This is a genomic window from Ruminococcus flavefaciens 007c (genome assembly GCF_000571935.1).
GTDB classification, from domain to species: domain Bacteria; phylum Bacillota; class Clostridia; order Oscillospirales; family Ruminococcaceae; genus Ruminococcus; species Ruminococcus flavefaciens_F.
This window is the reverse complement of the sequence record NZ_ATAX01000022.1, coordinates 59,083-75,069: the sequence shown is the minus strand read 5'-3', so window position 1 is coordinate 75,069 and position 15,987 is coordinate 59,083. Positions and strand designations below refer to the sequence as shown.

At 36.7% G+C, this 15,987-nt stretch carries 8 protein-coding genes; all 8 read right to left on the bottom strand.

Annotation, left to right across the window (positions count from 1 at the left end; all coding sequences use genetic code 11):
* Positions 1-60: 60 nt before the first annotated feature.
* Entirely contained in the window at positions 61-723 is a 663-nt protein-coding gene (locus RF007C_RS06695; protein ID WP_193385750.1) for a phospholipase D-like domain-containing protein, read from the bottom strand.
* Positions 705-2,468 carry a DrmB family protein gene (drmB, locus tag RF007C_RS06690; protein WP_028514506.1) on the bottom strand — a complete coding sequence of 588 codons (1,764 nt, stop codon included), beginning with the start codon at positions 2,466-2,468 and terminating at the stop codon, positions 705-707. The genes RF007C_RS06695 and drmB (RF007C_RS06690) overlap by 19 nt, the downstream gene beginning before the upstream one ends.
* 1 nt (position 2,469) lies before the next feature.
* Positions 2,470-5,790, bottom strand: coding sequence for a DISARM system helicase DrmA (drmA, locus tag RF007C_RS06685; RefSeq protein WP_037298484.1), 3,321 nt, complete (start codon positions 5,788-5,790; stop codon positions 2,470-2,472).
* A gap of 2 nt (positions 5,791-5,792) precedes the next feature.
* Positions 5,793-8,459, bottom strand: a complete 2,667-nt coding sequence (locus RF007C_RS06680) for a DEAD/DEAH box helicase (protein ID WP_037298481.1) — start codon at positions 8,457-8,459, stop codon at positions 5,793-5,795.
* Entirely contained in the window at positions 8,459-9,982 is a 1,524-nt protein-coding gene (locus RF007C_RS06675) for a site-specific DNA-methyltransferase (protein WP_037298479.1), read from the bottom strand. Before RF007C_RS06675 ends, RF007C_RS06680 begins: the two co-directional genes overlap by 1 nt.
* 11 nt (positions 9,983-9,993) lie before the next feature.
* Positions 9,994-12,612: a DISARM system SNF2-like helicase DrmD gene (drmD, locus tag RF007C_RS06670; RefSeq protein WP_051456573.1), complete on the bottom strand. Its 2,619-nt coding sequence runs from the start codon at positions 12,610-12,612 to the stop codon at positions 9,994-9,996.
* Positions 12,590-13,888 (bottom strand): DNA cytosine methyltransferase, encoded by a 1,299-nt coding sequence (locus tag RF007C_RS06665; protein ID WP_037298474.1) that lies wholly within the window; start codon positions 13,886-13,888, stop codon positions 12,590-12,592. Before RF007C_RS06665 ends, drmD begins: the two co-directional genes overlap by 23 nt.
* A gap of 282 nt (positions 13,889-14,170) precedes the next feature.
* Complete coding sequence (drmB, locus tag RF007C_RS06660) at positions 14,171-15,979, bottom strand: DUF1998 domain-containing protein (RefSeq protein WP_037298472.1); 1,809 nt, start codon at positions 15,977-15,979, stop codon at positions 14,171-14,173.
* Positions 15,980-15,987: the final 8 nt, after the last annotated feature.

Genomic DNA, 15,987 nt, shown 5'->3' with positions numbered 1-15,987 from the left:
AAAACTCCTGATAATTAAATGTAGTGTTTCTGTTGTTTTAGTTTGAGGATAGCTATCAAATCAGAGCTGAACAAATACTTTTGAAAAAATAAGCTTTGTAAAAATATCATCTATCTGCTTAGCAATGCTCTTGGATTCGATTTTTGTACCAAGCTCTATATTGCCTTGCTGACCATGATAAGACAGATTTGCTGAAGTAATTAATGTAGATTGACCGTCAACAGATAATACCTTAGCGTGTAATGCTGACATCTTATCATCATCAACAGGTTTATAATTGTAAATATTTAAGAATCGACTCTTATAACGCAAAATCTTATCGAATTCTTGCTGACTTTCAATATCATTGACGAAGAACTTAACAAAAATACCGCGCTGGCTTTTATTTATTATCACATCAACTAAATCGGAAAAATAGGAGGAGAGTGAATATCCTGTAATAAGAATATTTCTTTCTGCACTATTGATCATTGAATTAACAACGCTCATGGTTGTTCTTGCGTTAATTGCAAAAGAAGGCGGTGCAGTAGCAACGATTGACACTTTATCTGTGTCATTAGTCGCAATAGCTTCAGTTATTAACTCCGCTATATCTTCACATTTCTGATGAGATAGCTCAGGGTAATTCCTTTTTAGTAATTCCACAGAATTTGATGTACCGTTTGAATAATCGCTTTTTATCGTATTGATTAGGATCTCTTTATTTATATCTCTACCTGGCATAGTTCATTCACCAATTCTTTAAAGTATGAGGTTTCTTCACGTCCCGGAACGGGTACAACAAGTCCTCTGTCAAGCATCCTATTTCCGTTTTCACAAGCAGTTTCAGATATCATACAGCAAGAATGACAAGCTGCACCGTTAGAGTTCTTACCAGCAGGGAGAGTATTCATACATTCAGGGTCATTGGTGCAAACAAGAGCTTCCTGGAAAGCATCTTTCATGAGCCTTGTCATCTGATCGATAGTACCTAATTCAACTAAACCGCCAAGCGAACCTTCTTTGTCAGCACTGCCTGTATACAGCAATACTCCCGACATCTTTTCGCTAAAATAAATTCGTTCTCTTATAGCTGAAGATGAATAACCTGATGACATGGACATTTGCTTTATCAAAAGATGAGCAAATGTATGCATGAGAACATAGACAGCATTACGCATAACTGAAATTGTCCAGCCCTTTGATTCGCAGAAATCTCTGTACGAATCTGAATACTTCTTTGATATAGATTTTACAGCTTCAGAACTCATCCATTTTTCAATCTGCTCTTTCTTAAACTCAATGAAGATGCCTTCGCCATTAACTTCTGCAGCGGGAAGCCAGCGCTCTGGACCGCTTCCTTTGCTAAGTGCAACGATATTAGGCTGATTATCAGCATCCGGATCAGGTGCATCTACTCTTGTAAAACCGAGAAGAACTCTTACTTCTCTAAGCCTTGTTACTCGTATTATTCTTTCAAAGTATTTTTTTAGATATTGAGGCAATGGATCTTCCTCAGCTTTAAAATGCTTTTTATTAGATTCATAGGCAGGATCATCATGGTGAGTAATGGCGTTATACTCCATCTGCTTGATTTCAGTGAATTCTTTAATGTTATTAAGACGGTTATGCAATGCTTCTTTGTATTCATCAAATGAATATGCAGAAAAATATTTTTTGTATGCTGTTAAAATCCCAAGTTCTTCACCTAACACGGTTTCATCCATTAACAGTTCAATATCATGAAGATGATCATCGATTAAATTGTATAGTGGATTGATCCATGGAGGAATTGATATTGCACTTTTGGTAACAGCAAAATACACGTTTGATGCACCACGCTGCGAAGGGATAACCTGTTTATTACAGTGATCTCCTTTATGCAAAGGACGAAATGGATGCCGTCCCTGACAACTCAATTCTTCAAAATTATCACGCTGTGTAGCTCCGCTCATATTACGTTTATCTCCGCAGGAGCACTCAACCCACATATCCGCAAGTGTAGATGTATTTCCTATGGAATACATCTTTAATTCGCCATTACATTGTTTATTTCCATGATGAACCCACCATTTCCACGGGAAATCATGCATATGTCCATTTTCGCATATGGTAATAAATCGTGATGGGTAAGCTGGACGATGACATTTAGGGCAACTGACTCCATATATTAAGTATTTATCTAAATCGAAATTCTTCCTTGCATCAAAAAGATGACCACACATAATGTTGGAGCAAACATGATAATACGGAAAAGTTACTACAGGTATATCACATTTACCACTTGTTCGTGGCATATAAAAACAATTGACACGTAAATATGAAGCCAGTCTTCCATCAATTATTCTTTGTCCTTTTTCTTTCCAGTATGGAAGATCAAGTATAGTGACTGAATCTTTAACTGCATCGACAATAGCGCCTGGACCGAAAGTTGTTATAATTTGATTGGGACGCAGTTCGCCAAGTTTGTTATTATTATACTCAGACATTTTATTCCTCCGTGTAATAGTACATATTCGCTGTACTTTCAACTTCACGCATAGACCTTAGTGTAGGCTTTTCGGTTTCGATATGTGGCTGATCATAGGAATTCATTAACCTATTATAGTGTTTAGTATCAACGACAAAGTATCGCACCTTCTTAATCTGAGAAGCCTGTAGCTTCCACCAATCAATGAACTGATCAATTTCATTTTCGGCATCTATTTTAGCTGATGGTTTAATGATATTAAGTCGATCAATAATAAGTTTTTTCACTGATACAAGTTGATCGTCAGTCATTGAAGTGATTAAAGAAGCAGCTGCGTTTTCAGCCATTTCAGGATAGTTCAACCTAATAGCTGATATTATAAGTGCGTGCATAACTCTGTCTCTTGCTCTTGCAGAGAATGGAGTTGCTGTAGTTCCTTCTACGAACCTGTAAAGTTGTGAATGATACCCAGTGAAATTTTCATAATGAGATAAGTCACGAGGACGGTAAGCATTATAAAGAGTAACCACTAAACCAGGAAAAGCTCTTCCTATTCGGCTCGTTGCCTGAATATATTCAGAATTCTGTTTAGGCTGACCAGTTACAACCATTAATCCGAGTCTGTCAACATCCATACCTACAGCTATCATATTAGTAGCAATAGCTGTATCAAGGCAATCTCTTGATTGATAGTTTATTTCGAGCTGATTTAGTTTCTCAGGAATCTTATAAGAAGCCATACGAGATGTAATTTCAACGTTATGGAAAAGGTTGCGATAGCTGTCGAAATCATACTTCTTTTTTATTCTTTTTATTCTCTTCGGAATGTCGTCTTGAAGCAATCTAACAGCACCGCCAAGCTCACGTATACTGTTAAAATAGCCCACTAACGTATAATAAGGATCAATTACATCTTTAAATTCATCTTGACAAGAGTAATTATGTGCTGCCTGAAGAATGATAGAATAAACTCTCAGTAATGCAGTTTTTACAGATTGTCCTGGAGCACATATGCCAACATATTTACGGAACGGATCTTTTTCGACAGGTATTTCTTTTATAAAGAAGCTATCGCCAATTTCAAAACCACTTGGAGGAAACTGCGTTGTATGTTGTCTTGCATACAAGCATTTAGCCTGGGCTTCAGCGTTTTTGATTGTCGCCGTAGAAACCACATATTTAGGTTTTATTCCGTCATATGTACACATATCTTCAATTATAGTCTCATAAGCTCCATAAACTGTGCCAAGAGGTCCAGTGATTAAGTGAAGCTCATCCTGAATGATTAATTCAGGCGGCAAAAACTGTTTAACCGGAGATAAAGTAGAAGCTGCTAATGAATCAGTTTTATTATGTCTCTGAGGATGGTCTTCACCTATAGCAACATATCCATCTCTGCTGCATTTACGGTCAACACGTCCAAAAAGAGCATTTGTTCTTACTTCCCATGGTAAATTTGCAAATTTATCAACTGTTGATAGAATTATGGTAGGGCATTTAGCGTATATTTCTTCGTCAACTAAATATACAGGTAATGCAATTCTATCATCTTTATACCTATAGAATTGACAATTCATATTTGAACAGTGAATCTCTATAGATTTTTTTTCAATATCTATATTGAAGTTTTCTTCGTTTAAAGGTTTTCCACAGAAAGGACAATTGAGAAGCTGCTTATAAACAAGATTTCTTGCTTTCTTTGCGTTATATGGCTTATCTGGATTATCTTTGAATTCTTCAAATTTGTTAGGAGTTACGCCTCCTCCAACCCAAAAACCGATACTAATCGGCTCATTTCCAAATAATTGTGGCTTTTGCCTTCTTATAGTTTCAGCTGCAAGAACCATTTTGGTTATACGATCTCTTTGCTGAGTTGTAAGAAGACGCAAAGTGTATCTAAGGATAATAGTTACTCCGCCATCACGTTCATACATAGAAAAATCTTCTTTTCTCAGCCTTCTGTTTGCTATTACAAAAGCCATAAGACCTAAATATGCTTCTGTTTTACCGCCACCTGTAGGGAAATACAAAAGATCGACTATGTCCCTGTCCTTATGCTTAGGATCAACAATACCGGAAAGGTTCATCAGAATAAAGGCAATCTGGAACGGACGCCAGCCGAAATTATTTTCGTCGATCTTAGGGTTGATGAAATCGAGAAAACTACATGATATGCCTGCACCGTTTTTCTTTGAGAATCGTTTGATACTGTTCTGGAGGAAGATTACACGATTCATAAAGCAAAATGCTTCAAATGTTATATCATCATTGTCGATTAATGTTATTCCTTCTCTGATTCGGCTCAGAGCTTCTTTACAACGCTCAACAACTAAGTTGCCGATTTTTTCTCTGAAAGCATCATCTTTCATTCTTTCATTTGTTTCAAGAATATCTGTAATCCACTTCTCATATGAATCAGCAAGTGTATTTAATTTAGAAATAGTTTCTGATTTCTTGGATTTTACAGACATATCTGATGTCGAGAAATAGTTTTTATCAAATCCTTCTAAAGCTGCACTTACTCCAGAAAATTCATACTCTGGTATAAAAGAAGACTTTATATATGTTGATCTACCATTTACAGGAGTATCCCATATTGCGGCACATCCACGTCCACGACCTAATATAGGACGCTGTTCAAAGTAAAATTCATCAGAAGCAAGTATTTTTCTGCATATATGTTCAGCAATAAAAATAGGTTGCTGTGACTCCGAATATGCTTTAAGCTCTACTTGAAACATAATCCTTTCAGCAGCACTCTCAGCATTTATCCTTTTATTTATAACGTATGCGGTTACAAGCGAATAATTTCCTTTAAGTGAGATCCGAGATACATATACGTGTACATTTGAATCAATCTTTAGAGAGTATTCTTTTGTTCGAGTAAAGTCATCAAAATTAATGGTTAGTGTTTCAGACATTGGTTGACGATTATAGATTGTTCTTGTATGTTCTTTATCATCCTTGCCCATATACTTTTCCGAAGATTTAGTATAATCTCCCCATGATACATCAAGCAAAATACTCTTTGTCTCATCGGAAATATAAAAACTTATACCAATAGAAGAAGGAAGCTGAAAGCGAGTAGTCATTATCGGTTCATTATCATCTTCTTCGCCAGCAGTATAATCTTCCTCATCTTCATAGTTCGCATCTGTATCGATTTCCTGTTCGTTTTCATCGGAGTTTTCTTCGCTCTGAACATCAAGCATACCAACAAGATATGCAAAACGAGGATTCTCATCAAGCACTTCATACGGCTCCATAGGACCGATAAGATCAGTTCTCATGTCGTCGATTATGTGCTGTCTAACCTCAGAATACTTGAATCTATCAGCCATAGTTAATCCTCCTTAACTGAATGGGCTGTGCCAAGAGTAAATTTGCATGAATTACCTGGTTTTATGTTGTCATCTGAAACCAATCTATAATGCCATGTTTTATGATCAGGATCAGCTGATGATGCAAATCCACACCACTTAATACCTTCTTTTGCTTTAGCAATTACTTCATCAGTAGTTAAATCTTTAAGTGCTTTAACTTCTACCATATATTTATCAGAGGAGGTTTCAATAAGGAAATCAGGATTATACTGCTGTCCAGCTTTCCAGAATAGACCTAACTGATTTAACGGTGGTTTGATCCAACGAATAACATCAGGATCTTCTTCGAGAATAATAGAGAACTGTCTCTCGGAATCACTGTCAAATGCATTTGAAGGATAATATGATTTCTTATAGCCTGTAAACAGATATTTCTTAATATTTGCTTTGTCAGTAAAAGGCTTATCAAATTTTATTTGTCCATCGTCCTTGACACTCTTAATGAATTTCTTGAAAATAATGAGGTCTTTCTGAACCAAATGGATATCTTCTGTCTTTCTTTCTACGTGTTCATATATTTGTTTGCGAATGTCGTTAATAATCATTGAAGCATAGCGTCTGACAATCTGCTTCTTTTCTTCTTCAGTTCCGTCTATCTGAGAAAGATACTGTTCAACTACATCGATAACAAAATCAGCATCATCAAATGACAATTCGCTTATTGTATCAAGAAGCATACACGCAAGCGTATTCATAGCATCGTTCACTTCGAGTATTTGTGCATCTATTACTGCGAGAAGTTTTTGATTAATAGCATCGAAACGTTCAATCTGCGCTTTAGCCACTTCAAAGTCAGTAATAGAACGTTTAACTTCAAAACGTTTAAACTTGACCTCAGAAGTCGTTTGAACGAGAATTTTTGGAACAGATATAGCTTTAACAGCGTATTCAACAAGAGATTTAGAGAAATCTTCCTCAGACATCATCTTAGAAGGCGATTGTTTCGGATCAATCGTAGTATTTGATGTAGCTGGTTCGTTAGTAACTGAAGAACCGCTTGCAGTGCTGGAGGAAGATTCACTGTTCATATCAAACAACGTCATTTGTCCATCATCAGCTGGAGTCTCATCAGGTTTTGCTTTTCGCTGTGTAGTCATGAAATTCTTTTTGTATTCTTCGTAGATTTCATGCTGTGTCTTAGGATTACTGATATCAGTAAATGACTTAACACCTGCTGAAGCGATAGCATCATCAAAGAGTGAAAGTTGTTCATCGCTTGCAGAAGCTGTAACATCTACCGATTCTGTGTGTTCAGCACTTTGTGAATCAAGATCACGATAGCGGAAGATATCACTGCTCTTTATTTCGTCAACCAATTCACGGTAATGATCATGAGCAACTATATCGAGAGTATCGATTTTTTCATCTCCTGTCTGCTCTCCAAAAGGTAATCTAAGACCTCTACCGATAGTTTGCATAGCAAGAATATCACTTTTGGCAGCATTGAGCGGAATTATCGTAAACAGGTTGTTTACGTCCCATCCTTCTTTAAGCTTGTAGACGTGCAATACGATCTCAATAGGATTTGAAGAACTCTCAATAGAAAGCAGAAGTCTTACGTTTTCTTCTGATTCTTCTCCGGTTTGCTTTGAGTGTATTTCAATAACTTTGCCTTTGTATTTTCCCTTCAGGAAGTCATCGCTGTCTATCTTTTCACGGATTTGCTTAGCATGATCTGTATCTTTACAAGCAATGAGAACAATAGGCTTAACATAATCAGTGTGGTTATTGCTGCAATACTCCCTTAAAATAGCCTTACGATTTTCGTGTAACGTAAGTCCGTCACGAATTTTCATTTCTTCTATATCTTCCTGACTGTATCCGGCGGTATTAGAACGTCCCATAACAACAGGAATTTTTAAAAAGCCCTCAGTAGCACCTCTGGCAATGTCATAAGCGTAGATAATGTTTGATGTTGATTTAGGGGTTGCAGTGAATTCAAGACCGAGTATAGGCTTGAGATAATTGATTGCTTTCATTGACGCAGGGGCATAGTAACGATGTGCCTCATCCATACAGATAACAAGATCGTCGAACTGAGCCAGTACATCAGCAAAAGATGCACCGAGCGTTTCTTTGAACTTATGGAAGTTAAACTCTGTATCAGTCTTACTATTGAAGATCTTACCAATATTGAAAATAAAAAGCTGGATATCAGAAGTATTATCTACAAACATAGAAAGCTGTTCAAACCTGACAGGATAACGGTCGTAATTTTCACCATCATAAACCTTTGGTTTGCCCATTTCAGCTTCAAGTCCCTTAAATATGTACTTAGGGTGATTAGGGTTTGTCTCTTTACGAAGCTTATCATATATGGTGCTACCCGGAGCAAGAATGAAGAAATGCTTATAGCCCTTGGTTTTATAGAGATAATAGATGCTGGCTCCCATAAGGCGAGTTTTACCGATACCGGTAGCCATAGCATAACAGAATGAAGGAAACTCAAATTTTGAATTTACTGTTCTCTGATTCTCGCAATTCTCAGAAGCAACGGCTTCTACAGCAGTTTTATCGTCATTCTTATAATCACAGTGAGAGCTTATTGCATCGAGGTAGGAAAGCGCTTCTTCTTGTGGCGTTCTTAAACTCATAGCATAGCTTATACTTTTTACAACGTCAGCCATTACTGTACCTCACATTCAAAATCGCATTTTTCTAATAGGTCTTTCGGTATTTTCTTTACTTCGATATTGTCAGGCAGATTCATATCTGACTGTATAGAAAGCCCGTAAACAAGCAAGGACTGTCCTACAGCAAGATGCGAAGCTATTGATTTTAGATAGCTTACATTTACGAATTCCTTAGTAACGTGAATGAATCTTCTTTCGGAAGAATTGCCGTGGAATACATCGTCAGGCTTATACTTGAACCCTTCGATTTTACAGATAGCTTCGCAGAGCATCTCGAACGTATAATCGGGGTTGATCTGATAAATGGGAAGTTTATCATTTTTTACAAGGAGACTTGGTGCAAGCTCATAGAAATGATAGCCACCGCCACCTTGCCATTCACTATTTTTTGAAATACCGCCTTGCTCACCATCTATTACTTTGTCTATTCTTGTTTTGCAATGAGTATAGCAATGATCTCCCATTTCTATACCAATCCATTTTCTTTTCATTTTATGCGCGACAGCGATGGTGGTTCCAGATCCTAAAAATGAATCAAGAACTAAATCACCTGGATTTGAAGCTATGCTTATTATTCTTTCAATTAATCGTTCTGGTTTTGGTGTTGAAAACGAATCATCTCCAAAAATAGTGTTTACTTCTTTCTTAGCTTCTTGTGTATGACCTACGTCTTTATTTGTCCACCAAGACCACGGAACAATTCCTGTGCTTTCAGACAAATATGTCTTTTTCCTTGGAACGCCTTTACCGTCTTTCCCTAACCATATTCGTCCAGCAGCAATTTCTTCTTCAAGCCTATCTTTGGTAAAACGCCAACATAAATTAGGTGGTAAAGTGATTTCACGACCAGCGGGAGTTGTAAATGTATAAAATTGTTCTTTAGTGCCATGACCAGCTTGCGCAGTACAGTCCGTTGAAGTCCATGGTCCCCTTGGATCATTATCAGGATTTTTATAATTTTTTGCTTGCTCAGGACTTAACGATAATTTATTCCTACTCTTTTTGAACTGATCATAGTTCTTCGCATAAACTAATACATATTCATGTCCATCACTAATCGCAGCACGCATATCAGGAGATGTTCTTTTTTGCCAAACGATAGTAGATACGAATTGACTTCTACCAAATAATTCATCACATAATACTTTTAAATATGCCTGTTCATCATCATCAATACTAATCCAAATACTACCGTATTTTTCATCAAGTAAACTCCATAACAGTTCTAATCTTGATTTAATCATCGATAACCAAATACTATGTTCTAAACCATCATCATAGTAATCAAAAGCACTTCCTGTATTATACGGTGGATCTATATATATGCATTTAATCTTTCCTGCGTAATCTTGCTGAAGAGCTTGTAGAGCAATAAGATTATCCCCATGAATAAGCATATTTTCACTGGAAGGATCGCCGTATGACTTTGTCTTATCCTCAATAAGAATTCGAGGTTCTATTTTTGATTCCTCATACTTGCCAACCCATGTGAGTTCAAGTTTACCAGTTTTCTGCATAATAATATCTCCTAAAACTTTAATACGATATTGATGATCAAAACAGGATTGACATCAAACTGCTTGTTAAACTCAGCAATTTCCTTATCGCCCTCTGTTTTGAATTCTGTTCCTTTTTGGTGAAAAGCAGCTTGATAGCTTTCAAGTGCTTTTTTCTTTTCGGCGATCTTCTTTCTTATGTCAATTTTCTCATAGAAATTAGTAGATGCCTTCTCTTGATGCTGTATAGCTTCGATTTCAGCTTGCATATCCTGATAATCAGCAACAAGCTGATCCATCTGTATACGTTCCCAGTTTTCGATTTTTCGTTTGTTGTATTCAATAACCGGGGAGGTTTGCTTTTGATACTTCAATAGCATCTCCGAGCAAAGTTTATCATATACACGTTTATATGCTTCTGACTCATCTTTACTTGGAGAGAAAGTATGGACATCAGAATCGTTGATCTTCTCTATGACTTCTACAAGCTCAGGCTCGCTGACATTTATATATGTTCCTTCTGAGTTACAAAGAAGAAGTACAGGGAATAATAACGATGTAGAATTGCAGAATGAACCGATAAAGAGAGTGCCATGTTCACAGAGCATATTCATACACTCATTATCAACTTCAAGGTATCTCAATCCGCCTTCTACTCTCGCTTCAGTACAATCGCTCCAGTATTCAACCTCACGAAGGTATTCTGCGATTTCTTCCTTTGTTTTATCCAATGAAGCCTCTTTGGCATTACTACTCTCCGTCAGCAGCAAAGAACGAAGCTGTTTTGCTTTCTTGTCGCGCTTGGCGTTAAGCTTTCGGTCGAGTTTATCAAAAGCTTTCTTAAATTCAGCGGTTGTATTACATGACTGATAGATCTCAAGGATCATTTTTTCAAAGCTTACGCCTGATTCCAGTACTCCGAGTGCGATATCTGATGCACCGAATACGCCTTCAAACAGCTCAAATTTCTTTGAAAGAATTTCATATACTCTCTGATCTGCTGCGTTCTGTGTGTTTAAAAGGTTGATAGCGACAACATCATTCCGCTGCCCATAACGATGACATCTACCGATTCGTTGTTCTATTTTCATAGGATTCCACGGCAAATCATAGTTGATCACTGCGTTGCAGAACTGAAGGTTAAGACCTTCTGAACCTGCATCTGTACATATGAGTATCTTTGCGTTGTTTTTGAAATAATCAACGATAGCGTGCTTGTATTCCACACTTCTGCCGTAATTGACCTTGCCGAAGTTCTTGACCTGCCAAGCACGGTATAACTCTTTTGACATAGCATCATCAAAATCACCGTTGAAAAGAACAATATCATCATCTTGATATCCTTCTTTTCTAAGCTCATTTGCTATATATTTTTGAGTACGTTTTGATTCTGTAAAAACTACAACCTTCTGCGATATTTCGTGCTCTTGCTGATAATCGAAAGCAATTTTAATAGCTGATTTCAGCGCCTGGAGCTTAGCGTTTGTGGAAATTCTATTAGCTACAGTAATTATTTCATCGATTTCATCTATTTCAGACTTTATATACTGCTTTTGAATCACAGTATCTTCATCGTCAGGTTCTTCAAAGCCGGATTCGTCAATTTCATCCTCAACATAGCTCCAGAATAAATCGAAGCCTTCCTGGGCGTTAGCTGATCTTGTGCCTTGATATAGCTTTTCAAGCCTTTGTTTTAGGACTTCAAAGGTTTCTATTAAAGCAAAGCTTGAAGATGCAAGCAATTTACGTATAACAAGGATAATAAGCCCTCTGTTTGAAGTCGGAATAGAATATAGGATGTCTCTTTTCAGAAAGTCGTTTACTCTTTGATATAATTCAATTTCATCAACTGAAAGAGAAAAGTCTACTGTTTTGCATATCCTTTTCTTGAAGTTCATGTACTTAGCAACGTCTTTTCTGAGTGTACGATACAAGACAGGGAGTAATTCATGTTTTAAATCTGCATAGTCCTGATCATTTACATATCGCTTAACAAATACTTTTTCGCTTCCAAATATACGTGGATCTATAAACGATATTAATCCATGAAGATCAGTCAACGAGTTTTGAAGAGGCGTAGCTGTAAGCAAAATTTTCGGAATTCCTTTCGACAACTCAAAAAGGTTCTTTGCTCTCTTAGTTCCGTGAAAAACATTTCTAAGATTATGTGCTTCATCTATAATAATAAAATCCCATTTTGCTTTTGGAAAGGCTTTCATAAGCTTTGATGAATAAGCATATGATGTGATTATTATGCTCTGTTTTGAGCTATCGGTTAGCCTTGAAGCCCAATATTTAAAATCCTTCTCAACTGTTTGCTTATCAAGAATATAGGAGGTTAAGCCGAATTTTTCTAAGAGTTCGATTTCCCATTGTTTTCGTAACGACGCAGGCAGTGAGATAAGAATATGATTTTTGCCTGAGTCTATTACGTATTTCAGGACAAGACCTGCCTCTATTGTTTTTCCTAAGCCTACTTCATCAGCCAATACGATTCCGCCTGTTTTTAAAGCTTGTATAGCTGCACAGAATGCATTGATCTGATGTGGGTTAAGCTCAATATTTGCGTTTAAAAGAAAATGAAATGGCGATTCTTCCAACTCTATTTTCTTGTATTTACTATACTGTTCAAGCAGTAGATTGTGTTTCACTGTTATCACCCTCATATAGCTCTTTGAAAATCCCCATGGCTATCCCTTTTGCCATGATAGGTGGAACTGCATTTCCTATTTGAATATACTGTGCAGTGCGCGGCCCTTCAAAGAAATAACTATCAGGGAAGGATTGTATTCTTGCGGCTTCTCTGACGGTTATAGAACGGTGCTGGTTTATATCCGGATGAATAAAATAATGTCCGTCTTTCGACAAGTGTGCTAAAATGGTGTGGCAATAAGCTTCATCGCCTTCAACAACTTTAAATCTATCGGTGAATGAATGCCTGTTTTTGTGTGTTTTCAATTCTTCAGGCAAGTCATTATAGTTTAGCCTTTTATGTCCGTCGTTCCATAATTCAATCGCTCTGCGATATATACTTATATCACGATCATTATTATTTCGGCTTGAATGCAAGGTCAGAACGTCGCTTGAAGTCCTGATGCCAGATTCGGTCACGTAGTTGCTTGCCTTGGTTTTGGAATACTTATCTGAGCTTTCACCAGGCAACAATTTCGGTAAATCTTTGAACAAGTCGTTTACTACTGAATTTGTTTTGATTTCAATAAAATCAGGATACTTTAATCCACTATTTTTCAGCCAGCCAACAATTATCATTCTGCGTCTATTCTGTAGAACTCCAAAATAACTTGCGTGTTGTTCTCTGCACTCGATCTCATAACCTATACGTTTAAGATACTTTTGAATGTTTTTCCATGTAGAACCACCGTTTGCAGATATGATTCCCATTACATTCTCAAAAACAAACATTTTAGGCTGGTATTTCTTTAAGAAACGTCCGTAGAGCTTATATAAGAAATTACGAGGATCCTCTGACATAGGAGTGTCCATATGACTGCTTTGTGCTCTTCCAACAAGAGAATAAGCCTGACAAGGCGGCCCTCCGATAACTACATCTACAGAATTAATGCCTTTTATCTTCATAATTCCGTCAATAGTTTTAAAAATACCAGGTAGGGTCTTATCTGACATTGTTTCATGAATAATAGTTTTGGTAATTGAAGCTGGTATGTGCTCCATAAATTGATCACGAGTTATTTTACCTGATAAGTACTTTGTGTAGATACTGAGATTATTAGTTTCTTTTAAGTAATAATATGCGCTCCTCGTTTCCAAGGTTTTGGCAGCAAATTCATTCATTTCAACGTGAGCTATCGGTTTAAATCCAGCCTGAACAAATCCTTCTGATAAACCTCCGGCACCCGCAAATAAATCTATAAAATTATATCTGTGCTGTACAGATGATGCTGACATAGTTCTCCCTCATTTTTTTGATTTATAAATTAATTAAGTGCCATAATAGGGCATAGAGTATTGCTCAGTGTAAGATGAAATGGAACTGGTTTAAATAGCAATACAAATGGATATTATACATTGTCTATTATACCACATTTTCAGAGAAAAAGCAAGAAAAACGAACAGCATTTTTGTGAAATCTGTTAAATCATACAAGATTAAAGCGGTTGTGCTTCAATTGTTTACTATTCCAATAATAAAGAGGACTATGAATTATCATTCAAGTCCTCTTGTTGTAATTCAAGTATTAAAAAATCCAAGTGCGGGATTGTCAGGCAATCCGACAATTGAAGCTCGGTCAAGGAAGCAATTGAACCGTTCACAAGATGTTTCAGGAAGGAGTGTACAGTCATGGCAGGCAGCGTAATTTAGATTTTTATAGCCTTGCTTCATTGAAGATATACATAACGGATCTCCGCTGCACCAACTTGCTCGATCAAGCATACTATCCATTATTTTTTCAAATGTATCTTTATTATCAGCTATACTTATAAGTCCGCCAAGGCTGCTATCACTGTCAGAAGAAGATACAAATATAAGAACACCGCACATCTTCACTTCATCTTTGTCATTGATCTCGCTGTATATCTTTTCTCTTATAGATGCTGCACTATATCCGCAAATGTTAGAAATCTCACGAATGAATAAGTGAGCAAAGGTATGAAGCATAACATATGTTTCAGAAAATACATCTAATGTAAATTTGCTATCCTCCATTGCTTTCTTCATTCTTCTGTACCGTGAAAAGTTTTCTTTTCTCCATTGTGAAATCTTTTCATTGTTAAATCTTATAAAGATACCTTCGCCAGTCAATTCAACAGCAGGCAGCCAAGGCTTAGGATACTGAGAGATAGCCACACTATTAGACTCGTTACGAGTTATTCTTGTAAATCCAGTAAAAGCCTGCGTAACAGTTAGCCTGTCAACTACAACAAGCTGTTCAAAAAACTGATGGTATCTTTCAGGAATAACTGATGTATATGAGGAGAACTTGTCTTCATTTGAATTAGATTCTTTTGAAAGAATGGCATATTCATCTTCATAAACTGATAACTCCGATCGTCTCTGATTATGTTCTTTAGAGAATTTTACATCCTTCCATGATCTCATGATTTCTTCATCGGAAACAGTTTCATTATGAATAAGCTTTCTTATTGCGAATATAACCTTATTTTCATCGACTTCTTCAACAGCTTTTATTATCTCATAATTCTTTTGAATACAGCTTACGTCCTTTCTGCTCCAAGGCGGAATCAGTAAAGCAGCTTTGGTTATAGGAAAATACACGCCAGATGCCGAACGTAATCTTGCTCTCATTTTATCATTACAACCATACTGAACTCTTGCATACGGATTTTTAAAATGAGGGTGCTTACAGGTACAACGGAACTCCGAAAGAGCATTTTCAGAAAAAACCTGAACCATACTTCTTGTGCTCTTACATTCAGTACATTCAAGTCGTAAGCTGTCAATATCCGTTCTGTTGTAAATATTGACCATTTTTATTCTTGGCGACTTTACACCTGACGGACAAGGCTTTCCATAATGCACCCACCAATCATAAGGAAAATCGTCCATATGACCTCTTGTACAAACTACGATAAAACGAGAAGCGTTCAGAATATTTTTACATTGAGGGCATCTATGACGGTCTTTAATATTTAACTCTCTGAAATCGTAAAGGTTACCGCATCTGGAACAATGAAGTTTCTCAGGAAATACATATGAAGTGATATTCTTTCCTTTGGAAAAGTGGTTTGTGTTTTGCGTAGTCTTTGGCATTAAAAAGTATTCAGCTTCTGTAATAACAGAAAGGTTTTCGTTGAATATTTTTCTTTTTTCCACTTCTTCAGATTCAGGCGGATAATCCCAATCGTCAGTAGATGCAATTATTACGGTATCATCCTTGAAATCTACAATAGAACCAACGCCGAAAGTGGTTATAACCTGAGTCTTTCGTATATCACCAACTGAAATTTTTTCATCAGAGAACTTGGAAATACTGTTGTCGTTATCTACTGATTTCTTTCTGAATGTCGGTTTTGGCATTGCAAAAC